Source organism: Streptomyces sp. DH10 (assembly GCF_029813805.1).
GTDB classification, from domain to species: Bacteria; Actinomycetota; Actinomycetes; order Streptomycetales; family Streptomycetaceae; genus Streptomyces; species Streptomyces coeruleofuscus.
Map to the genome: position 1 here is coordinate 41,385 of NZ_JARVKU010000007.1, position 21,348 is coordinate 62,732.

A 21,348-nucleotide genomic window follows, 5' to 3' on the forward strand; every position below is an offset into this window, starting at 1 on the left:
CAGGCAAAGCCGTCAGCCGTCTCCGGACACCGCGTACCCGGGCACGGACGGCCACCGGACCGTCAGCACCACCGACTCCTCCTCGGCGAACCAGGAGTGATCGACCCCGCGCCCCCACACGACGTAGTCCCCCTGCCGCTCCAGCAGGACACTGCGGCCGGGGAGTTCCACCCGGAACCGCCCGCTGACGAGCACCAGCAGCGCGGTCCGCTCCTCACCCCGCACCCACCGCGACCGTTCGTCGCCGGCCGGGTGGACCCCCCACTTGACCTCGACGGCCTCGCTGTGGCGCGGATCGCCGACGTCCTTGAAGTGCCCGAGGAGCCACCCCCGGTCCAGCGCGGCGTCCTTGCCCGCGTTGCCCACGTACACACCGTCATCCACGGGCCGGACGCTAGCAGCCACCTCGCCCGGCCAACGCTCGCCCTAGTACGGCGCCCGGAAGTTGATGTACCCGAGCAGCACGATCACCGCGGCCACACAACCGAGCACCACGACCGTCGACACCCACGACGAGCGGGACCGGCGACCGGAGCCCCTGTGGTCGGGCTCGGGCCGGAAGGGCACGGGCCCGGGCGGATTGTGCTTCCAGCGCGCGGCGAGCATACGGGCCCGCGCGGAGGGCTCCTTGTGCTCGGCGCTGTCCGCCCATCTGAGGTCGAACTCGCGCCGGCTCTCGTCCTGCTCGGACATCCCCGTTCCCTCTCTCGAACAACAGTGTCAGCGTCAATGATCCCGCGACCGTGTCCCGTCTGTGAAGCCCGATTCCTCGGAACCACCGGCGCCGCCGCCCAGTTTCCGGCGTACCTCACGCCAGACCCGGATGATCTCCGGACCGGGGGAGGAACTCGCGTGATCGTAGGTGAATGCTGCCGCCGTGATCGGGCCAGGAATGAACGCCTGCCGCCGCCCCGGCGCCTGGCCGAATGAGTGAGGGCCGCCACCCCGTGGTCGGGGTGGCGGCCCTCGTAACGTCCTTGGCGACGGATCAGGACGCGTTCACGGACTTACCGTCCGGAACACTCGACGCCGCTTTTTAGACGTCGAAGTACAGCTCGAACTCGTGCGGGTGCGGACGCAGCTGAAGCGGCGCGATCTCGTTCGTGCGCTTGTAGTCGATCCACGTCTCGATCAGGTCCGGCGTGAACACGTCGCCCTGGAGGAGGAACTCGTGGTCGGCCTCGAGGGAGTCGAGGACGGCCGGGAGCGAGGTCGGGACCTGCGGGACGCCCGCGTGCTCCTCGGGAGCCAGCTCGTACAGGTCCTTGTCGATCGGCTCGGCCGGCTCGATCTTGTTCTTGATGCCGTCCAGGCCCGCGAGCAGCAGCGCCGAGAACGCCAGGTACGGGTTGCCGGAGGAGTCGGGCGCGCGGAACTCGACGCGCTTGGCCTTCGGGTTCGAGCCCGTGATCGGGATACGCATGGCCGCGGAGCGGTTGCGCTGCGAGTAGACCAGGTTCACCGGGGCCTCGAAGCCGGGGACCAGGCGGTGGTACGAGTTCACCGTCGGGTTGGTGAAGGCCAGCAGCGACGGGGCGTGCTTGAGGATGCCGCCGATGTAGTAGCGGGCGGTGTCCGACAGGCCCGCGTAACCGGCCTCGTCGTAGAACAGCGGGGAGCCGCCCGTCCACAGGGACTGGTGGACGTGCATGCCCGAGCCGTTGTCACCGAAGATCGGCTTCGGCATGAAGGTCGCCGTCTTGCCGTTCTTCCACGCGACGTTCTTCACGATGTACTTGAAGAGCTGGAGGTCGTCGGCGGCGGCGAGCAGCGTGTTGAACTTGTAGTTGATCTCGGCCTGGCCGGCGGTGCCCACCTCGTGGTGCTGGCGCTCGACCTGGAGGCCGGCGCGGTTCAGCTCCAGGGAGATCTCGGCGCGCAGGTCGGCGAAGTGGTCGACCGGCGGGACCGGGAAGTAGCCGCCCTTGTAGCGGACCTTGTAACCACGGTTGTCCTCGAGGGCACCGGTGTTCCAGGCGCCGGCCTCGGAGTCGATGTGGTAGAAGGACTCGTTCGCGGTGGTCGCGAAACGGACCGAGTCGAAGACGTAGAACTCGGCCTCGGGGCCGAAGTACGCCGTGTCGGCGATCCCGGTGGAGGCGAGGTAGGCCTCAGCCTTCTTCGCCACGTTGCGCGGGTCACGGGAGTACTGCTCGCCCGTGATCGGGTCGTGGATGAAGAAGTTGATGTTCAGCGTCTTGTCACGGCGGAACGGGTCGACACGGGCGGTCGACAGGTCCGCGCGCAGCGCCATGTCGGACTCGTGGATGGCCTGGAAGCCGCGGATGGACGAGCCGTCGAAGGCCAGCTCCTCGTCCGCGTCGAACGCCTCAGCAGGCACCGTGAAGTGCTGCATCACGCCCGGCAGGTCGCAGAAGCGGACGTCGATGAACTTGACGTCCTCGTCCGCGATGAACTTCTTGGCCTCGTCGGCGTTCTGGAACATCCAGCTCCTCCTACTCCCGACCGTCCCGCCGGGGTGGTAGTTCGTTCGTGCGGCCAGTGCGGGTGGCACACGCTGACCTCGACCCTAGGGACGGGTGGTTTCTCGGGCGTGACTCATTTGTTTCGCACAAGTTAACCGGCTCACCTTCCACCGTAGCCCCGACGCACCCCGCCGTGCCCTGGTCATTTACGGGCGCAGTACCGTGGACGGGTGGACAACAGGCAAGCACTCGGATCGTGGCTTTCCGGGCCCCGCGCGGCGGCGGAAGAGGCCGGTGTCGACTTCGGATACCGGGGTGAGCAGCTCGGTCTGCCCGAGGAGGGACCCGGCTCGATCGCCCGCCCGGGGCGGCGGCTCGGCGCCCTCGCCGTGGACTGGGGCCTGAGCCTCCTGATCGCATACGGTCTCATCACCCAGAGCTACAACGAAGCGGCCCAGATCTGGGCGCCGCTCATCATGTTCGCCCTGATGGTGCTCACGGTCGGTACGGTCGGCTTCACGCCGGGCAAGCGGCTCCTCGGCCTGCGGGTGCTCGCCCTGGACACCGGCCGCGTCAGCCCGTGGCGGGCGGTGCTGCGCACGGTCCTGCTCTTCCTCGCGATCCCCGCCCTGATCTGGGACCGCGACGGCCGGGGCCTGCACGACCGGCTGGCGGGCACGGTCGAGGTCCGCATCTGACACCCACGATCTGACACGCGCGATCGGGCATGCCCGATCGGATATGAACGTTCGGGCATGCCCGAACGGACATGAGTGAAGGGGCGGCCGGATCACTCCGGCCGCCCCTTCACTCATGGGATGCGGATGGTCAGCGCGCCTTCGGCCCGCCGCCCTTCGGCATCCGCATGCCCTTGGGCATCGGCCCCTTCGGCAGCGGCATGTTGCTCATCAGGTCGCCCAGGGCACGCAGCCGGTCGTTGGTGGCGGTGACCTGCGGGCCGGTCAGTACGCGGGGCAGCTTCAGCATGGTCGTGCGCAGCTTCTTCAGCTCGACCTGGCCCTCGCCCGTGCCCACGACCAGGTCGTGCACCGGGACGTCCGCGACGATGCGGTTCATCTTCTTCTTCTCGGCGGCGAGCAGCGACTTCACCCGGTTCGGGTTGCCCTCGGCGACCAGCACGATGCCGGCCTTGCCGACCGCGCGGTGCACCACGTCCTGGTTGCGGTTCATCGCCACCGCGGGGGTCGTCGTCCACCCCCGGCCGATGTTGTCGAGCACCGCCGCCGCGGCACCGGGCTGGCCCTCCATCTGCCCGAAGGCGGCCCGCTCGGCCCGGCGCCCGAACACGATCGCCGTCGCGAGGAAGGCGAGCAGGAGGCCCAGGATGCCGGCATAGATGGGGTGACCGATCAAGAAACCGATCGCGAGGAAGACACCGAAGGTGACGATTCCGACTGCCGCGAGTACAAGACCGATCTTCTTGTCGGCCCTGCGGGTCATCTTGTAGGTCAGGGCGATCTGCTTCAGTCGCCCGGTGTTCGCAGCGTCCGCTGCGGTTTCCTTCCTCGCCATGCCCCGAAGTCTACGTGGCCCCACAAGCGCCTTCGACGGCAGTGTCCGCGGGAGCGCTCGCGGGGGAGGGGGCGGGCCTCAGGGGTGGACGGAGAGGGACCGGGAGACGGACTGGTCGAGGACGCGCTGTGCCTCGACCCGGTCCTTGGCGCGACGGCGGTCCTCCAGCACGGAGGTCCAGGCGTTGCGGCGGGCGGTGCGCTGACCGCTGCTCAGCAGCAGCGACTCGACGGCACGCAGGGCGGTGGTGAAGGACGGAATCGCGGTGGCGCGAACGGGCGCGGCCTGCATGGGTGAGGTCCCCCCTCGGGAGCGGTGTACGTGCTGTGAGTTCAGCGTCACTGATTGGTGTTACCAGGGCATGACCGGCCGGTCAAACACCCATGAAGCCCTGGTTGGGAACCGTCGAACGACGACGCGGTCCTGACATGTGCCCTCATCTGCGAGGACGGTCAGGACCGCGTCAAATCGGTCGCTACCGGCGGGTAGCGTCTTGTGCGCGAATTCACACGCTTGTCCGCCCCTTTGCCGGGAAGGGCGGTGACGGTCCGTCAGACCGCCTGGGCCGCGATGCGCGCGTCCCGCTGCTCCATGGCCATCTGGTAGAGCCGCCCGGCACGGTACGAGGACCGCACCAGCGGGCCCGACATCACACCGGAGAAGCCGATCTGCTCGGCCTCGTCCTTCAGCTCCACGAACTCGTGCGGCTTGACCCAGCGCTCCACCGGGTGGTGGCGCACCGAGGGCCGCAGGTACTGCGTGATGGTGACCAGCTCGCAGCCCGCCTCGTGCAGCTGCTTCAGCGCCTCGCTGACCTCCTCACGGGTCTCGCCCATGCCGAGGATCAGGTTCGACTTGGTGACCAGGCCGTAGTCGCGGGCCTCGGTGATGACCTTCAGGGAGCGCTCGTAGCGGAAGCCGGGGCGGATCCGCTTGAAGATCCGCGGGACCGTCTCGACGTTGTGCGCGAAGACCTCGGGACGGGAGGAGAAGACCTCCTCCAGCTGTTCCGGGACGGCGTTGAAGTCGGGCGCGAGCAGCTCGACCTTCGTCCGGCCGGCCTCGCGGTTCGCCGTCTGCTGGTGGATCTGGCGGACCGTCTCCGCGTACAGCCAGGCGCCGCCGTCCTCCAGGTCGTCGCGGGCGACGCCGGTGATCGTGGCGTAGTTCAGGTCCATGGTGACCACGGACTCACCCACTCGGCGGGGCTCGTCGCGGTCGAGCGCCTCGGGCTTGCCGGTGTCGATCTGGCAGAAGTCACAGCGCCGGGTGCACTGGTCGCCGCCGATGAGGAAGGTGGCCTCGCGGTCCTCCCAGCACTCGTAGATGTTGGGGCAGCCGGCTTCCTGGCAGACCGTGTGCAGGCCCTCGCTCTTCACGAGGTTCTGCATCTTGGTGTACTCGGGGCCCATTTTCGCCCGGGTCTTGATCCACTCGGGCTTGCGCTCGATGGGGGTCTGGCTGTTGCGGACCTCCAGGCGCAGCATCTTGCGTCCGTCGGGTGCGACTGCGGACACGACCGGCTCCCTAGCGATTGATTCTTCGGCGCCCCCAAGGGTACGCCCGTTGATTTGAAAGCCTGTGTGGGTGCCAGCCCCTCCACGGCCCGTTTTATGCCGCCGGCGTCTTCTCGATCTCCCGGGGCTTCAGCTCGGCGTTCTCCAGGATGTCCCTCAGGTGCCGCTCGACGACCGGCAGGACCTCCTCGATCGTGACGTCGCGGCCCAGTTCGCTCGCCAGCGAGGCGACCCCCGCGTCACGGATGCCGCACGGGATGATCCGGTCGAACCACTTGTTGTCCGGGTTCACGTTGAGCGAGAAGCCGTGCATGGTGACGCCCTTGGCCACGCGGATGCCGATCGCGGCGATCTTGCGGTCCTCGCGGCGCTGGCCCGCGTTGGACGGCGCGTACTCCGGGCCGTTCAGGCGCGGGTCGAACTCCTCGTCGTGCAGCCGCGGATCGAAGTCCAGGGCCAGTCCCGCCCGTCGCCCGCCACCACCCTCAGCCGAAGCGCTGCGCGCTGCCCCTCCACATGGGGCCGGGCGCCGCTCGACCGGGTCGCCCAGGACCCACACCCCGCTGCGGCCCTCGACCCGGGTGGTCTCCAGGCCGAACTCCGCGCAGGTGCGGATCAGGGCCTCTTCGAGGCGGCGTACGTGGGCCACGACATCCACCGGGCGCGGAAGCTTCTGGATCGGGTAGCCCACGAGCTGGCCGGGGCCGTGCCAGGTGATCTTGCCGCCGCGGTCCACGTCGATGACCGGCGTGCCGTCGAGGGGCCGCTCGTTGTCCGCCGTGCGCCGTCCCGCCGTGTAGACAGGGGGGTGCTCCAGGAGCAGCACGGTGTCGGGGACCTCGTCCGCGAAGCGCGCCGCGTGCACCCGGCGCTGTTCGTCCCACGCTTCCTGGTACTCGACGGCCTCGTCACCGAACCCCATGCGGACGAACCGCAACCCACTCACGGCAAGCGCCTCCCTCGGACGGGTGTGTCAGGCACGTATCGCGCCCAAGCCACTGTACGTCCGGCCCGGACACGTCAGTCCTGGGGTCAATCCTCACACGATCGGATGAATGTCCGGGAAAATGTGTGATGGGGTGCTTACTCTCCGCTACATTCGCGCCGTCCAGCAAGCCATAAGGCCTGCTCACAGGCAATCCGGCAGATCACCCACACCGGAAGGCAGGAGACCGCACCGCACCATGACGGAACGACCCGCGCAGCGCACCCCCAACCGACAGCTCGCCGCGCTCATCGCAGAAGCGGGGTTCTCCAACGCGGGTCTCGCCCGTCGCGTGGATCAGCTCGGTCTCGAACACGGGCTCGACCTGAGATACGACAAGACATCCGTCACCCGGTGGCTGCGCGGCCAGCAGCCCAGGGGTACCACGCCCGCGTTGATCGCCGAGGTCTTCACCCGGCGCCTGGGCCGCCGCCTCACCGCCCAGGACCTCGGCCTGGACGCCTGCGCGCCCGTCTACGCGGGGCTGGAGTTCGCGTCCACCCCCGAGGAGGCCGTCGACATCGTCAGCGGGCTGTGGCGCAAGGACTCCGGCAGCCACGCCGAGCTGCGCAAGATCGCCTTCACGCCGGCCGGGCTCGTCGTGCCCAGCCGGGACTGGCTGATCGGCCGGGCCGACGAGAAGGTGGCCCGTGGTGAGCCGCCCGCCGCCCGCATCCCGGCCCAGGGGCGCGCCCTCCGGCCCTCGGCCGAGCCGGGCGTGCCGTCCCTGCCCCGCCAGCGCGGGCAGGCCGAACGCGGACCCGGCCAGAAGGTGACCGCCGGCGACATCGCCGCCCTGCGCTCGGTCGGCGAGCTGTTCCGCACCCTCGACGACGCCTACGGCGGCGGCCACGCCCGCCAGGCCCTCGTGCGCTACCTGGAGCACGAGTGCGAGCCCATGCTGCGCGGCACCTACGGCGAGCAGACCGGCCGCCGGCTGTTCGCCGCCGCCGCCGACCTGACCCGGCTCGCGGGCTGGACGTCGTACGACATCGCCGCGCACGGCCTCGCCCAGCGCTACTTCGTGCAGGCGCTCCGGCTCGCCCAGGCGGCCGGGGACCGGACGTACGGGGCGTACGTGCTGGTCACCATGAGCCGGCAGGCCGTCTACCTCGGGCACGGGCGGGAGGCGGTGCAGCTCGCCCGGGTGGCCCAGCAGGGCGTCGGCACCTCCGGCCCGCCCGTCGTGCAGGCCCTGTTGCACGCCTCCGAGGCACGCGGACACGGCGTGCTCGGCGAGGTGCGGGCCTGCACGGCCGCACTGGTCCGCGCCGAGCGCGCCCTGGAGACGGCCCGGCCGGGGGACGACGTACCGCACTGGGCGAGGTTCTTCGACGAGGCGCAGCTCGCCGACGAGTTCGGGCACTGCCACCGGGACCTTCAGCAGTTCCGCGCCGCCGCCCAGCACGCGGAGCGCTCGCTCCAGCTCCGCGCCCCGTCCTACGCCCGCAGCCGCCTGTTCTGCCGCGTCGTCCTCGCCACCGCCCGCCTCGGCCTCGGCGAGCTCGACCAGGCCTGCCAACTGGCCGCGGAGGCGGCGGGGCAGGCCGCGGAGATGCGCTCGGTACGGGCGGTGGAGTACGTGAGGGACTTCGAGCGCAGGCTGGAGCCGTACAAGGACGCGGCGCCGGTGCGGACTTACCGCGACAAAGTAGCGGCCCTTGGGTAGAGGCTCTTAGGGGCGCGGGGCTGTGTCGATTTGCGGCTCCGCCGCGTGGGCGCGAACAACCCCCATGCGCCCGCACTCGACGAAATGCCTATGCAGCCCGGGGCACGGTCGGCACAGGGTCGGCAACATGCATGGACCGCCCCGCCCCCAAGTCCGCCAAGATCGCCGCAGACGCCCGATGCCCGGAGTGCAGAGCGCCCTGGACCGTACTGGTGTCCCGGTGATCCCCACACACGTACAGGCCCGCAAGCAACCGCACCGGCCGCCGCAGATCATGCGGCGGCCGCATCACCGGCACGGCCTCCGCCGTGTGATGCACGGCCAACGTCTCCCACCGGGCCGTCGGCACTCCGTACAGCCGTGCCAGATGCATCCGCACGGCCGTGTCGACGTCCCCCGGCGGCCGCCCCAGCACCGTGGACGACACCAGCGCCCGCCCCGCCGGAGCACGGGACGGATCGATCCGGCTGACCACAGCCGTATGCGCGACCGGTCCACCCAGATCCGCGTCGAGCAACAGCGACGCCCCCGTCCCCGGCGGCTCGTCGGTCGTGTGGTGCACCACCGTCACCGGGTGGAAGTCCGGCACCCGCAGCCCGGGCAGCAGTTCGGCGGCGGCCCTGGCGCCGGTCGCCACCAGTACCGCCCGGCAGCGGATCTCGCCGTGCTCGGCGGTGGTCACCGAGGTCGTGGAGACGGAGGTGACGCGCACGCCGGTGTGCACGGTGCCCGCCGGCAACGTGCTCGCCAGCAGCTCGGGCAGGGCCTCGGCACCGCCCTCGGGCAGGCACAGCCGGCCGCTCGCGAAGGCGCGCAGCGCGAGGTCCGCGCACCGGCTGGACGTCGTCAGGTCCGGGTCGCACAGCAGAGCGGCGAGCAGCGGACGCAGGAAGCCGTCGATCGTCCGGGCGGGCAGCCCGCGGGCCGCCAGGGCCTCGCTGGCGGGCAGTTCCGGGCGGGCCAGCAGCCGTTCGGCCGGTGTGCCCGCCAGCCGGGTCAGGGCGGCCCCCAGGCGGGCCTGGTCGACCGCCGTGCCCAGCGGGGCACCGGACCGGCTCCGGGGCGCGGAGACCTGCCGCCCGGGCACCGCCACCGGCCTCCTGGGCGGCCTGGGCGCGGACGGCGGCCGGGGGGCGCTCGCCAGGGCGCGCACCGCGTGCAGTGCGCCCCGTGCGCCCCTGGTGCCCGCCTGGACGCCCGCGCGATGGTGGCGTCCGTCGCCGTGCAGCAGGACACCGGGCGCGAAGGGGCGCAGCACGAGCCCGCCGAGACCTGGTGTCAGCCGTAGCTCCGGGTACGCCGTGGACAGCAACTGGCCGATTCTGTCGAGCCGGAAGCCGTCGACCTTCTCCGTCGCCATGCGGCCGCCGACCCCGTGGGCGGCCTCCAGGACCATGGTCGTCACTCCTGCGCTGGTCAGCCGGTGCGCGGCCGAGAGTCCGGCGACCCCGGCCCCCACGACGACCACGTCCGCCTGGTAAGCGGGCTCAAGCACGTGCCCCTCCTCGAGGTTGCGCGGGCGCTGGAGACGTCATGCCCTCAACAGGCCCCAGGGATACGCGAGTTCTGGTCGAGAGTAGGGCCGCGATCGGTCAGGGGGAGTCGCGCATCGGCAGGGCACGGTCGCACAGCGGTCGCATACGGAGGTCTTCTGGGCGTGAAGTGGTCACAGGGGGCTGGTGTGCGGCGCGGAGAGCTGTCTGGGAACCGTCGGTCGCGTCTCGGTGGCCCGTCACAACGCCGCCCGGATCGCCCCCTCGATCTCCGGGAAGGCGAACCGGAACCCCGACTCCAGCAATCGCGTCGGCAGGATCCGGGCGCTGCCGAGCACATCCCCGGCCATCTCGCCGAGCACGCTCCGCAGGACGGGCTCGGGCACGGCGAACAGCGTCGGGCGGTGCAGCACGCGCCCCATCACGGCCGTGATCTCACGGTTCGTCAGGGGGTGCGGGGCGGTGATGTTGAACGGCCCGGACAGGCCGTCGGTGTCGATGAGATGCCGGATCGCGGCGACCTCGTCGTGCAGCGCGACGAACGACCAGTACTGCCGCCCGTCGCCCATCCGCCCGCCGAGCCCGGCCCGGAACAGCGGGAACAGCCGCCCCCAGGCACCGCCCTCGCGGGACACGACCAGCCCGGTCCTGGTGAACACCGTGCGCACACCGGCCTCCTGGGCCGGTGCGGTGGCGGCCTCCCACTCCACACACAGCTCGGGAAGGAAACCCTCGCCCGTCGGCGCGCTCTCGTCGACGGCCCGGTCCCCGGTCTCGCCGTAGTAGCCGATGGCGCTGCCGTTCACGAAGACCCGCGGCCGGTCCTTCTCGTCCAGCGAGGCGACCGCCCGGGCGAGCGCCGCCGTGCCGTTCACCCTGCTGTCGCGGATCCGCTGCTTGTAGGCGTCCGTCCAGCGGCGGTTGCCGACGCCCGCGCCGGCCAGGTTCACCACCGCGTCGCACCCGGCGAGCCCGGCCGCGTCCGCGCGCCCGCCCTCGGGATCCCACCGGACCTCGTCCGCCGCCCGGGGCGCACGGCGCACGAGGCGCACCACCTCGTGCCCGTCCGCGGCCAGGGACCGCGCCAGGGCGCCACCGATGAGACCGGACGCGCCGGCCACTGCGATACGTGAGCGTTCCATGGGCCCATCCTGCCCGGCGCCCGCCGGAAACCGCTGTCGGGCCACGGCCCTCGCGACCTAGGGTGACGCCCATGCCCGAGCCCCGCGAACTCCGTATCCGCACCCCGGTGCCCGACGACGGCGAAGGGCTGGCCCTGCTGGACCGTCTCGCGTGGTCGCACCTGCACGCGGTGACGCCCAGGCCGCAGCCGCCGTACCCGCCGTTCTTCAGCGAGCGGCACACCCCCGAGGACTGCCTGGTCGCCGAACTCGGTGACCGCCTGGCGGGCTACGTGCAACTCGGCTTCCCGACGCCGCTCGACGTGAACCGGCACGTCCGGCAGATCCAGGGCCTCGCCGTCTCGGAGGAGGCGCGCGGCCGGGGTGTCGGGCGGGCGCTGGTCCGGGCCGCCGTGGACGAGGCCCGCCGGCGCGGCGCCCGCCGCCTCACCCTGCGCGTCCTCGCCCACAACACCCCGGCCCGGGGGCTCTACGAGGCCGAGGGATTCGTGGTGGAGGGGATCCTGCCCGAGGAGTTCCTGCTCGACGGGACGTACGTCGACGATGTGCTGATGGGGCGCTCCCTCTGAGCCCGGGCTACGACTCGGCCAGCTCGCCCGTGTCCACCGGCGCCGTCGCGTTCGCCGCGCGCTCGGCGTCGGAGGAGACCTCGGCCGCCGTCAGCACGTAGCCCGTCTCGGCGTCCGAGGTGGAGCGGGCGAAGACCACGCCGAAGACCCGGCCGTCCGTGGTCAGGAGGGGACCGCCGGAGTTGCCGGGACGGACGGTGGAGCGGATCGAGTAGATCTCGCGGGTGACGGTGTCGTCGTTGTAGATGTTCTGCCCCGTCGCCCGGACCCGGTTCGCGACCGTCGCCGCCTGGAGGTTCAGGTCGCCGTCCTGCGGATAGCCCGCGACGACCGCCGAGTCGCCGCGCCGGGCCTCGTCGTCGAAGCGGAGCACGGGCGCCTTGAGACCCGGCACGTACAGCACGGCCACGTCCTTCTGCGGATCGAAGAACACCACCCGCGCCTCGTACGTCCGCCCGACCCCGCCGATCTGCACGGTCGGCTCGTCGATGCCGGCCACGACGTGGGCGTTGGTCATCACGTGCTCCCGCGCGTACACGAACCCGCTGCCCTCGCGGCCCTGGGTGCCCGCGACGCCCTCGACCTTGACCGTGCTCAGCTTGGCGGCGTTGGTGGCGGCCGCCGTGACGCTGTCGCCGGAGGGCTCGGCGACCTCGGCGGTCGACTCGTTCTCGAACGGGTTGAAGACCTGCGGGAAGCCCGCCTCGGTCAGCGCGGACGTGGCCCCCGAGAACCAGGCCGGCGTGGTGTCCGGCATCGTCCGCTGCACGGCGCCGAGCAGCCGCGAGTCCCGGATCGCCGAGGTGACCAGCGGCGACGAGGAAGCGCCCAGGACGCTCGCGGCCACCCACGCCACGATCAGGACCGCGACCGCGTTGGCCACCGCCCCGCCGATCCCGTCCGCCACTCGAAGCGGCCCCCGGTCCAGCTCCCGCCGCAGCCTGAGCGCGAGGCGCCCCGCCAGCTCGTGCCCCACCACCGCCGGGAGCAGCACCGTGAGCACCGCCGTCACCGTCGCGCGCGTCGTGGCCGGCGGCACCAGGTCCATCACCCACGGCAGGATCCACACGCCGACGACCGCACCGCCCACGAAGCCCGCGAGCGACACACAGCCGGCCACCAGCCCGCGCCGGTAGCCGGATGCCGCGTAGGCCAGGACGACCAGCAACAGCAGGATGTCGAGCAGGTCCACGCAACGCCGCCTTTCTGTTGGAACCCCCAGGGGGTGTTTGCAAGTCCCGCACAGCACCCACGGCGCCCGGCACGCACCCTGGCCGCACCGGCCAAAGACCCAAGTAGCTCCGCTACGAGGGCCTTCGTCCGGCACGCCGAGGGCACGCACCGAACACCGCGGGCACCGCACGGGACTTGCAGACACCCCCTAGTACGTGGGGGAAGGGCCCGGTGATCAGTCACACGCCCGTGGATGATCAGAACCGGCCACGCACGCGTGCACTCGGAAAAACGTCGCGGACCGTGACGATGGTTCCACCGGGTGGCAGATCACACATCGCGGGCGGACCCGATCAGGCCGACAGTGGGATCATGCGTGTCTTGCGAAGACGGCGGGGTACGCGCAGGCACCGCGCCGCCGGGACACCCGGCATAGCCGGAGCGCCGCGCGCGGCCCGGGTGCTGCTCGGCTGCCTGCCGGGCGTCGCCGCCGTCGTGGCGCTGGTGCTGTGCGCCCACGGCGTCGAGCACGCCGCCGAGACCGGCGGCCGCACGGCGACGCACCGCCCCGCCGCCACGCCCTACACGGCCCCGCGCCCGCACATCGTGCCGCGGTCGCAGTGGCTGGGCGACGCCGCCCGCAAGCAGCCGCGCCCGCGCTACGACAACCGGGTCGCCGCCGTCTTCGTCCACCACACCGACTCGCCCAACGGCTACGACTGCGCCGACGCGCCACGCATCCTCCGCCACCTCTACACCGGCCAGACCGGCACCCGAGACTGGGACGACATCGGCTACAACTTCGTCGTCGACCGCTGCGGCACCGTCTACGAGGGCCGCGCCGGCGGCGTCGACCGGGCCGTCACCGGCGCCCACACCCAGGGCTTCAACCACGGCACCACCGGCATCGCCGCCCTCGGCACCTTCACCGCGGGCACGCCCGTACCCCGGGCGATGATCCACGCCGTCGCCGCGCTGTCCGCCTGGAAGCTGGGCCTGACCGGCACCGACCCGCGGGCGAGCGTCCGTCTGGTGTCCAGCAACGGCCTGAGCCGGTACGCGGCCGGCTCCACCGCCGAGCTGCCCGCCCTCGCCGGCCACAACGACGGCTACATGACCAGCTGCCCGGGCGCCGCCCTGCACGCCCGGCTGCCGGAGATCAGGCGACTGGCCGCCCGCCTGCAGGGCCGGCCGACGGGCCCACAGGAAGGCCACAGCCGGCGCGCAGGGTCCTCGGATCCCGGCACCCTACGGTCACCACCACAGGCAGCCGACCGGAGGTGGGGACCATGAACAACGGCCGTACGAGGAACCCGGGGACCCGAGCCGGGGCCCCACGCGGCCCCTGGGCGGTGCTCCGCGCGGTCGCGACGGTCGTCCTGGGCCCGGCCGCGGCCACCGCGTCCGCCCTCGACCAGGCCAACGCCGCCCCGCTGCACCACGCGGTCACGGCCGACCGGACGCAGGCGTACCCGCCGTCCGACGCGAGCCGCCGCCGGGCCGCCTGATCAGCCCCTGAAGCGATCCCACAGCCGGGGATAGCGCTCGGCGAGCAGGTCCTCGTTCTCGAAGTCGAGCGGGGTGCCCTCGGGTTCCGGGGGCGCGGGCGGGATCCCCAGATCGGGGGCGACCGTGCCGGTGAGCTGCTCGTAGGCCTCGTCCGCCGCGTAGCCGAGCTCCTCGCCGTCGCCGTCGATCTCCTCGTCGAAGTCGTCCAGCAGCTCGGCGAGCGAGTCCGGATCGTGCACGGCGCCCTCGAAGACATGGCGGCCCTGACCGATCAGCCAGCACCGGAAGAAGTCGAAGGCGTCGTCGCTCGCCCCGTCGAGCAGCACCCAGGCGGCGCCCCACAGGTCCCAGCGGTAGGCGCGGCTGTAGCGGGACTCGAAGTGCCGGGCGAAGTCCAGGACCGAGTCCGGGTCCTTCTGCGTGAGCCGCTCCACGAGCAGGTCGGCCTGCTCCTCCGGGTCGCCCTCGGCGGCCTCCCGGGTGTCGTCCACCAGCTCCCAGAACTCCGTCTCGTCCATCACGGGTCCAGCATCGGCCCTGGGGCACGGGGGCGCACCCGGAGTGCGCGGGATCGTTATACGCCGTCCTGGCGGTGGTACAGCCCGGCCAGCCGCAGCGCGTCCCCGGCGAACCGCTCCCGCAGGCTCTCGGGCGCCAGTACCTCCACCTCCGGGCCCAGCGCCGTCAGCTGGGTGTGGGCGACCTCCTCGGACTCCACCGGAAGGGCCATCGTCACCCAGCCGTCCTCGTCCGGGGCGTCCGCGTCCGCCAGGGCCTCGCGGGCGGACAGCGAGTCGAGGGTGTACGGCAGCCGGCGCACACCGTCGGGGGACAGCCGGACCACGACCCGGGCCCGCAGGATGGACCGCGCGAACTGCTCCGCCCGCTCCTCCCAGAAGGCCGGCAGGTCGAACTCCGGCTCCCGCTCGAAGCGCTCCTCGCCCGGGTCCACCGCCGTGAACCGGTCGATCCGGTACACCCGGAAGGACCCGCCCCCGGCCACCCGGGCGCACAGGTACCAGACGCCCGCCTTCAGCACGAGCCCGTACGGCTCCAGCTCCCGGACGACCTCCTCCTCACCGCGCCGGTAGCGCGCGGTGACCCGCCGGTCGTCCCACACCGCGTCGGCGACCGCCGGCAGCAGCGCGGGCGTCTTCGGCTCCTTGAACCAGTTCGGCGCGTCCAGGTGGAACCGCTGCGCCGCCGTCCTCGACGCGTCCCGCAGGGACGGCAGCAGTGCCGCCGACACCTTCAGCCGGGCCGCCGAGGCCGCGTCCTCCAGGCCCATCTCGCGCAGCGCCCCCGGCACCCCGGACAGGAACAGCGCCTCGGCCTCGCCGCGGTGCAGCCCGGTCAGCCGCGTCCGGTACCCGCCGACCAGCCGGTAGCCGCCGGCCCGGCCCCGGTCCGCGTACACCGGCACACCCGCCTCCGACAGCGCCTGGGCGTCCCGTGTGACCGTCCGCTCCGACACCTCCAGCTCACGGGCGAGCTCGGCGGCCGTCATGGAGGGCCGGGACTGGAGCAGCAGCACCATCTTGATGAGCCGGGCAGCGCGCATGCAGCACATCATGCAGGAGGAGGCCCCCGCCGCAGCGGGAGCCTCCTGCCGGACAGCCTGTAAGGCCTTACAGGCCGTACTTCGCGCGAGCTTCCTTCACGGCCGTCGCCTTGACCTCGCCGCGCTTGGCGAGCTGGGCCAGGGCCGCGACGACGATCGACTCGGCGTCGACACCGAAGTGGCGGCGGGCCGCCTCGCGGGTGTCCGAGAGGCCGAAGCCGTCGGCGCCCAGCGAGGACCAGTCCTGCTCGACCCACTGCGCGATCTGGTCCGGGACCTGGCGCATGTAGTCGGAGACCGCCAGCACCGGGCCCTCGGCGCCCTGGAGCGCCTGCCGGACGAACGGCATCCGCTCCTCGCCGCGCAGCAGTGCCTCGTCCGCCTCCAGGGCGTCCCGGCGCAGCTCGCTCCACGAGGTCGCCGACCAGACGTCGGCCGCCACGCCCCACTCCTCGGCAAGGAGCTGCTGGGCCTTGAGCGCCCAGTGGATCGCCGTACCGGAGCCGAGCAGCTGGATCCGCGGGGCGTTGGCCGGAGGCGTGATGCCCGCCGACTCCGCCGTGTTGAAGCGGTACAGGCCCTTGACGATGCCCTCGTCGATGCCGTCGACGGACGGCTTCGCGGGCTGCGGCAGCGGCTCGTTGTAGACCGTCAGGTAGTAGAAGACGTTCTGGTCCTCGCCCGGGGCCGCCTCGCCGTACATCCGGCGCAGGCCCTCCTTGACGATGGCCGCGACCTCGTACGCGAACGCCGGGTCGTACGTCAGCGCCGCCGGGTTCGTCGCGGCGATGACGGGGGAGTGGCCGTCGGCGTGCTGGAGGCCCTCACCGGTCAGCGTCGTGCGGCCCGCCGTGGCGCCCACGAGGAAGCCGCGGCCGAGCTGGTCGCCGAGCTGCCACATCTGGTCGGCCGTGCGCTGCCAGCCGAACATCGAGTAGAAGATGTAGAACGGGATCATCGTCTCGCCGTGCGTCGCGTACGACGTCGAAGCGGCGATGAAGTCGGCCATCGAACCGGCCTCGGTGATCCCCTCGTTGAGGATCTGCCCGTTCTGGGCCTCCTTGTAGTACATCAGCTGGTCGCGGTCGACCGGCTCGTACGTCTGGCCCTTGGGCGAGTAGATGCCCAGGGACGGGAAGAGGCTCTCCATACCGAAGGTGCGCGCCTCGTCCGGGACGATCGGCACCCAGCGCTTGCCGGTCTCCTTGTCGCGGACCAGGTCCTTCACCAGGCGGACGAACGCCATGGTGGTGGCCACGTTCTGCGAGCCGGAGCCCTTGTCGAAGGAGGCGAACGCCTTCTCCGCGGGGGCGGGCAGCGGCGCGACCGGGTGGACGCGGCGGGCCGGGGCCGGACCGCCGAGGGCGGCACGCCGCTCCTGGAGGTAGCGGACCTCGGGGGAGTCGGCGCCCGGGTGGCCGTAGGGCACCACGCCGTCGACGAAGTCGCTGTCCTTGATCGGCAGGCCGAGCAGGTCGCGCATGTTCTTGAACTCGTCCACCGAGAGCTTCTTCATCTGGTGGTTGGCGTTCTTCGACGCGAAGCCCTCGCCGAGGGTGTGGCCCTTGACCGTCTGGGCCAGGATCACGGTCGGCGCGCCCTTGTGCTCGACGGCCGCCTTGTACGCGGCGTACACCTTGCGCGCCTCGTGACCGCCGCGCGAGAAGTGGAAGCACTCGAGGATCTTGTCGTCGCTCAGCAGCTTCGCCATCTCCACGAGCGCCGGGTCGCCGCCGAAGAAGTCCTGGCGGATGTAGGCGGCGTCGCGGGTCTGGTACGTCTGGATCTGCGCGTCCGGTACCTGGCGCAGACGGCGTACGAGCGCGCCCGTGGTGTCCAGCCGGAACAGCTCGTCCCAGGCCGTGCCCCACAGCGTCTTGATGACGTTCCAGCCGGCGCCGCGGAACTGGGCCTCCAGCTCCTGCACGATCTTGAAGTTGGCGCGGACCGGGCCGTCGAGGCGCTGGAGGTTGCAGTTGATGACGAACGTGAGGTTGTCCAGCTCCTCACGGGCCGCCAGGGCGAGGGCCGCCGTGGACTCGGGCTCGTCCATCTCGCCGTCGCCGAGGAACGCCCACACGTGCGAGGCGGAGGTGTCCTTGATGCCGCGGTTGGTGAGGTAGCGGTTGAAGCGCGCCTGGTAGATGGCGGAGAGCGGGCCCAGACCCATGGAGACGGTCGGGAACTCCCACAGCCAGGGCAGCCGGCGCGGGTGCGGGTAGGACGGCAGGCCGTTGCCGCCCGACTCGCGGCGGAAGTTGTCGAGCTGCTCCTCGTTCAGACGGCCGTCGAGGAACGCGCGGGCGTAGATGCCGGGGGAGGCATGGCCCTGGATGTAGAGCTGGTCGCCGGAGCCGTCGGCCTCTTTGCCTTTGAAGAAGTGGTTGAAGCCGGTCTCGTACAGCCAGGCGGCGGAGGCGAAGGTGGCGATGTGGCCGCCGACGCCGTACTTGCTGCCCCGGGTGACCATCGCGGCCGCGTTCCAGCGGTTCCACGCGGTGATCCGCTGCTCCATCGCCTCGTCACCGGGCACGGCCGGCTCGGCGGCGGTGGGGATGGAGTTGACGTAGTCCGTCTCCAGGAGCTTCGGCAGCGCGATGCCGGCGCCCTCGGCACGCTCCAGCGTGCGCCGCATCAGGTACGCGGCACGGTGCGGCCCGGCCGCCTCGGTCACCGCGTCCAGGGAGGCCTGCCATTCGGCGGTCTCCTCCGGGTCCCGGTCCGGGAGCTGGTCGAGCTCGCTCGGCTGGATGGCGTTGGGGTCGGTCATGTCGCCGCCTTCCTCAGTCGAAGGGGGTTCCCTCACGTAAGGGGATCGGGGGTGCCCTTTGTCTTTGGCAGGACAGGGCTGGAGCTTGGGTGGCAAGCCCGTCGGCGACTGTAACTCGCTGATCGATGATCGATCAAAGGGTTGAGGAGCAAAACCTCTTGATCACGAGAAAGTAGGCACGGGGTGCCTCCGGAGGTGGCACGCGGTGACGGTTTTTCGGACGGTTTTCGCAGGTCGGGAGGCGTTTGAGCGGGCGTGTGCTCGGGTGTCACGCCCGGGGCGCGCAGCCCAGGACGTGCGCCTTCACGAGTTCCGCGATCCGGGGGTCACGGCGCTTGAAGGCGGCGACCAGCTCCTCGTGCTCCTCGGCGTAGGACTGCTGCTGCGTGCCCAGCCAGCGGATGGACAGGGCCGTGAACACCTCGATGCCGAGGCCTTCCCAGGTGTGCAGCAGGACGGAGTTGCCCGCGGCGCGGACCAGTTCGCGGTGGAAGGCGACGGTGTGGCGGACCTGGGCCGTGCCGTCGGACATGCGGTCGGCCTCGTACAGGGCGCTGACGTGGGGTTCCAGGGCCGAGCAGTCCTCGGCGAGGCCCTGGGCAGCCAGTTCCGCGGCGATGGCCTCGAGGCCTGCCCGGACCGGGTAGCTCTCCTCCAGGTCGGCGGCGGTCAGGTTCCGTACGCGGACGCCCTTGTTCGGAGCGGACTCGATCAGGCGCAGGGACTCCAGCTCGCGCAGGGCCTCGCGTACGGGTGTCTGGCTGACTTCCAGTTCCGTGGCGATGCGCCGCTCCACGATCCGCTCGCCCGGCTGCCAGCGTCCGCTGATGATCCCCTCCAGGATGTGCTCGCGGATCTGCTCGCGCAGCGAGTGGACGACGGGCGCGGTCATGAAGGCTCCTTAGGCGGGATTGACGCTTAGACAATACGGCCGGTTCGCTCCGCGGGTGGGGTGGGTGACGGCGCTTTGGTGCAGGTGAGACGAGGCTTACACGGGGGGTGTGGCTTGCCGTTCGGCTCGCCGTCGTCTGTGGCTTGTCGCGCCCACGCGGCGGAGCCGCACATCGATACAGCCCGGCGCCCCTGGATACGACGGTGCCCCGCCCGGGAAATCCGGACGGGGCACCGTACAACCGTGAGGCAGGTCAGAGGCCGAGCTCGACCTCGAACTCGCCCGCCTCCAGGATGGCCTTGACCGCCGTCAGGTAACGGGCGGCGTCGGCGCCGTCCACCAGGCGGTGGTCGTAGGACAGGGTCAGGTACGTCATGTCGCGGACGCCGATGACCGGGCCGTCCTCCGTCTCGATGACGGCGGGGCGCTTGACCGTGGCGCCGATGCCGAGGATGGCGACCTGGCCCGGCGGCACGATGATCGTGTCGAAGAGCGCGCCGCGCGACCCGGTGTTGGAGATGGTGAAGGTCGCGCCGGACAGCTCGTCCGGGGTGATCTTGTTGGCGCGGACCTTGCCCGCCAGCTCGGCCGTGGCCTTGGCGATACCGGCGAGGTTGAGGTCACCGGCGTTCTTGATGACCGGGGTCATCAGGCCCTTCTCGGAGTCCACCGCGATACCGATGTTCTCGGTGTCGAAGTAGGTGATGGTCCCCTCGGCCTCGTTGATCTTGGCGTTGACGGGCGCGTGCGCCTTCAGCGCCTGGGCCGCGGCCTTGACGAAGAACGGCATCGGGGAGAGCTTGACGCCCTCACGGGCCGCGAACGCGTCCTTGGCACGGGCGCGCAGCTTCATCAGGCGGGTGACGTCGACCTCGACGACCGAGGACAGCTGGGCCTGCTCGTGCAGGGCCTTGACCATGTTGTCGCCGATGACCTTGCGGATCCGCGGCATCTTGATGGTCTGGCCGCGCAGCGGGGACGCCTCCAGCGCGGGGGCCTTCTTCGCGGCGGCCGGAGCGGCCGCGGCCGGGGCCGGGGCCGGGGCAGCGGCGGCGGCCTTGGCGGCCTCGGCGGCGGACATGACGTCCTGCTTGCGGATACGGCCGCCGACGCCGGTGCCCTTGACGGTGGACAGGTCGACGCCGTGCTCGGCGGCGAGCTTGCGCACCAGCGGGGTGACGTAGGCGCCGTCGTCGGCCGGCTGGGCGGCGGCCGGAGCGGCCGGTGCCTGGGCCGGAGCCGGGGCGGGAGCAGGAGCGGCCGGGGCCGGGTCGGGAGCCGGGGTGACCTGCTGCTGCGGAGCCGGGGCCGACGGAGCCTGCGGGGCCGGGGCCGGCTGGGCCGGAGCCGGAGCCGGAGCCGGAGCCGGAGTGGGCTCGGGCTGGGCCGGGGCGGCCGGGGCCTCCTGCGCCGGGGCGGCGGCCGGAGCGGCACCCGCCTCGCCGATGACGGCGAGCTTGGCACCGACCTCGGCGGTCTCGTCCTCGCCGACCACGATCTCCAGCAGCGTGCCCGAGGCGGGCGCCGGGATCTCGGTGTCGACCTTGTCGGTGGAGACCTCGAGCAGCGGCTCGTCGGCCTCGACGCTGTCGCCGACCGACTTCAGCCAGCGGGTGACGGTGCCCTCGGTGACGGACTCGCCCAGCGCGGGCAGGACGACGTCCGTGCCCTGGGCGGAGCCGCCGCCGGCGGCGGCGTCCGCGGTGGGAGCGGGCGCCGGGGCGGCCTGCTCGGTGGACGGGGCGGCCGCGGCCGGCTCGGGAGCGGGCTCGGCGACCTGCTCGGCGGCCGGGGCCGGGGCGGCAGCGGGCGCGCCCGTGCCGTCGTCGATGACGGCCAGCTCGGCGCCGACCTCAACGGTCTCGTCCTCGGCGACCTTGATGGACGCCAGGACACCGGCGGCGGGCGAGGGGATCTCGGTGTCGACCTTGTCGGTCGACACCTCGAGCAGCGGCTCGTCGGCCTCGACGCGCTCACCCTCGGCCTTCAGCCAGCGAGTGACAGTGCCCTCGGTGACGCTCTCTCCGAGCGCCGGAAGGGTTACGGAAACCGCCATGGTTTCGGTTGCTCCTTACGGAAAGTGCGGAAGTCTGTGTCGTCGCTTCGTCG

At 71.8% G+C, this 21,348-nt stretch carries 20 protein-coding genes; 5 read left to right on the forward strand and 15 right to left on the reverse strand.

The features are described 5' to 3' along the window. Nucleotides 1–12 precede the first annotated feature (12 nt). The 3 genes from QC385_RS16640 to glnA form a co-directional block, all read right to left on the reverse strand. Entirely contained in the window at nucleotides 13–384 is a 372-nt protein-coding gene (locus tag QC385_RS16640; protein WP_279542116.1) for a signal peptidase I, read from the reverse strand. Nucleotides 385–426: 42 nt separating this feature from the next. Continuing rightward, nucleotides 427–693 carry an SCO2583/SCO2584 N-terminal domain-containing protein gene (locus QC385_RS16645; protein ID WP_279542117.1) on the reverse strand — a complete coding sequence of 89 codons (267 nt, stop codon included), beginning with the start codon at nucleotides 691–693 and terminating at the stop codon, nucleotides 427–429. Between the two features lie 343 nt (nucleotides 694–1,036). After that, nucleotides 1,037–2,446, reverse strand: coding sequence for a type I glutamate--ammonia ligase (gene glnA / locus QC385_RS16650; protein ID WP_086854677.1), 1,410 nt, complete (start codon nucleotides 2,444–2,446; stop codon nucleotides 1,037–1,039). 210 nt (nucleotides 2,447–2,656) lie between these two features. Between glnA and QC385_RS16655 the strand changes: the two genes are divergently transcribed. Beyond that, nucleotides 2,657–3,124 (forward strand): RDD family protein, encoded by a 468-nt coding sequence (locus QC385_RS16655; RefSeq protein ID WP_010037124.1) that lies wholly within the window; start codon nucleotides 2,657–2,659, stop codon nucleotides 3,122–3,124. A 130-nt stretch (nucleotides 3,125–3,254) separates the two neighbouring features. On the opposite strand, the gene QC385_RS16660 is transcribed toward QC385_RS16655, so the two are convergent. The 4 genes from QC385_RS16660 to lipB all read right to left on the reverse strand — a co-directional run bounded on the left by QC385_RS16660 (nucleotide 3,255) and on the right by lipB (nucleotide 6,422). Beyond that, entirely contained in the window at nucleotides 3,255–3,959 is a 705-nt protein-coding gene (locus QC385_RS16660) for a DUF4191 domain-containing protein (RefSeq protein WP_279542118.1), read from the reverse strand. A 78-nt stretch (nucleotides 3,960–4,037) separates the two neighbouring features. Further along, a complete protein-coding gene (locus tag QC385_RS16665) occupies nucleotides 4,038–4,250 on the reverse strand; it encodes an SCO2195 family GlnR-regulated protein (RefSeq protein ID WP_059413702.1) in 213 nt (70 codons plus the stop codon). Between the two features lie 260 nt (nucleotides 4,251–4,510). After that, complete coding sequence (lipA, locus tag QC385_RS16670) at nucleotides 4,511–5,476, reverse strand: lipoyl synthase (protein ID WP_279542119.1); 966 nt, start codon at nucleotides 5,474–5,476, stop codon at nucleotides 4,511–4,513. Between the two features lie 94 nt (nucleotides 5,477–5,570). Then, entirely contained in the window at nucleotides 5,571–6,422 is an 852-nt protein-coding gene (lipB, locus tag QC385_RS16675; protein WP_279542120.1) for a lipoyl(octanoyl) transferase LipB, read from the reverse strand. 238 nt (nucleotides 6,423–6,660) lie between these two features. On the opposite strand from lipB, the gene QC385_RS16680 reads away from it, so the two are divergent. Beyond that, nucleotides 6,661–8,130 (forward strand): regulator, encoded by a 1,470-nt coding sequence (locus tag QC385_RS16680; protein ID WP_279542121.1) that lies wholly within the window; start codon nucleotides 6,661–6,663, stop codon nucleotides 8,128–8,130. An 88-nt stretch (nucleotides 8,131–8,218) separates the two neighbouring features. Here QC385_RS16680 and QC385_RS16685 read toward each other — a convergent pair whose 3' ends face one another. Both QC385_RS16685 and QC385_RS16690 read right to left on the reverse strand, forming a co-directional pair. Next, a complete protein-coding gene (locus tag QC385_RS16685; protein WP_279542122.1) occupies nucleotides 8,219–9,625 on the reverse strand; it encodes an NAD(P)/FAD-dependent oxidoreductase in 1,407 nt (468 codons plus the stop codon). A gap of 237 nt (nucleotides 9,626–9,862) precedes the next feature. Beyond that, nucleotides 9,863–10,765 (reverse strand): TIGR01777 family oxidoreductase, encoded by a 903-nt coding sequence (locus QC385_RS16690; protein ID WP_279542123.1) that lies wholly within the window; start codon nucleotides 10,763–10,765, stop codon nucleotides 9,863–9,865. Nucleotides 10,766–10,836: 71 nt separating this feature from the next. Between QC385_RS16690 and QC385_RS16695 the strand changes: the two genes are divergently transcribed. Next, nucleotides 10,837–11,334 (forward strand): GNAT family N-acetyltransferase, encoded by a 498-nt coding sequence (locus tag QC385_RS16695; RefSeq protein ID WP_279542124.1) that lies wholly within the window; start codon nucleotides 10,837–10,839, stop codon nucleotides 11,332–11,334. Nucleotides 11,335–11,341: 7 nt separating this feature from the next. Here the strand turns inward: QC385_RS16695 and QC385_RS16700 are convergent, their stop codons facing one another. After that, nucleotides 11,342–12,526: a MarP family serine protease gene (locus QC385_RS16700; protein ID WP_279542125.1), complete on the reverse strand. Its 1,185-nt coding sequence runs from the start codon at nucleotides 12,524–12,526 to the stop codon at nucleotides 11,342–11,344. Nucleotides 12,527–12,879: 353 nt separating this feature from the next. Between QC385_RS16700 and QC385_RS16705 the strand changes: the two genes are divergently transcribed. Then, a complete protein-coding gene (locus QC385_RS16705) occupies nucleotides 12,880–13,800 on the forward strand; it encodes a peptidoglycan recognition protein family protein (protein ID WP_279542126.1) in 921 nt (306 codons plus the stop codon). After that, nucleotides 13,797–14,015 (forward strand): hypothetical protein, encoded by a 219-nt coding sequence (locus QC385_RS16710; RefSeq protein ID WP_279542127.1) that lies wholly within the window; start codon nucleotides 13,797–13,799, stop codon nucleotides 14,013–14,015. Before QC385_RS16705 ends, QC385_RS16710 begins: the two co-directional genes overlap by 4 nt. Here the strand turns inward: QC385_RS16710 and QC385_RS16715 are convergent, their stop codons facing one another. From QC385_RS16715 to sucB, 5 genes are all read right to left on the reverse strand, one after another. Then, nucleotides 14,016–14,534: a DUF4240 domain-containing protein gene (locus QC385_RS16715; RefSeq protein ID WP_279542353.1), complete on the reverse strand. Its 519-nt coding sequence runs from the start codon at nucleotides 14,532–14,534 to the stop codon at nucleotides 14,016–14,018. It abuts the gene before it with no gap. A 56-nt stretch (nucleotides 14,535–14,590) separates the two neighbouring features. Next, a complete protein-coding gene (locus QC385_RS16720) occupies nucleotides 14,591–15,577 on the reverse strand; it encodes a helix-turn-helix transcriptional regulator (RefSeq protein WP_279542128.1) in 987 nt (328 codons plus the stop codon). Nucleotides 15,578–15,644: 67 nt separating this feature from the next. Next, complete coding sequence (aceE, locus tag QC385_RS16725) at nucleotides 15,645–18,347, reverse strand: pyruvate dehydrogenase (acetyl-transferring), homodimeric type (RefSeq protein WP_279542129.1); 2,703 nt, start codon at nucleotides 18,345–18,347, stop codon at nucleotides 15,645–15,647. A 268-nt stretch (nucleotides 18,348–18,615) separates the two neighbouring features. Then, nucleotides 18,616–19,239, reverse strand: coding sequence for a GntR family transcriptional regulator (locus QC385_RS16730; protein WP_279542130.1), 624 nt, complete (start codon nucleotides 19,237–19,239; stop codon nucleotides 18,616–18,618). A 253-nt stretch (nucleotides 19,240–19,492) separates the two neighbouring features. Beyond that, nucleotides 19,493–21,295, reverse strand: coding sequence for a 2-oxoglutarate dehydrogenase, E2 component, dihydrolipoamide succinyltransferase (gene sucB / locus QC385_RS16735; RefSeq protein ID WP_279542131.1), 1,803 nt, complete (start codon nucleotides 21,293–21,295; stop codon nucleotides 19,493–19,495). Between the last annotated feature and the right edge of the window lie 53 nt (nucleotides 21,296–21,348).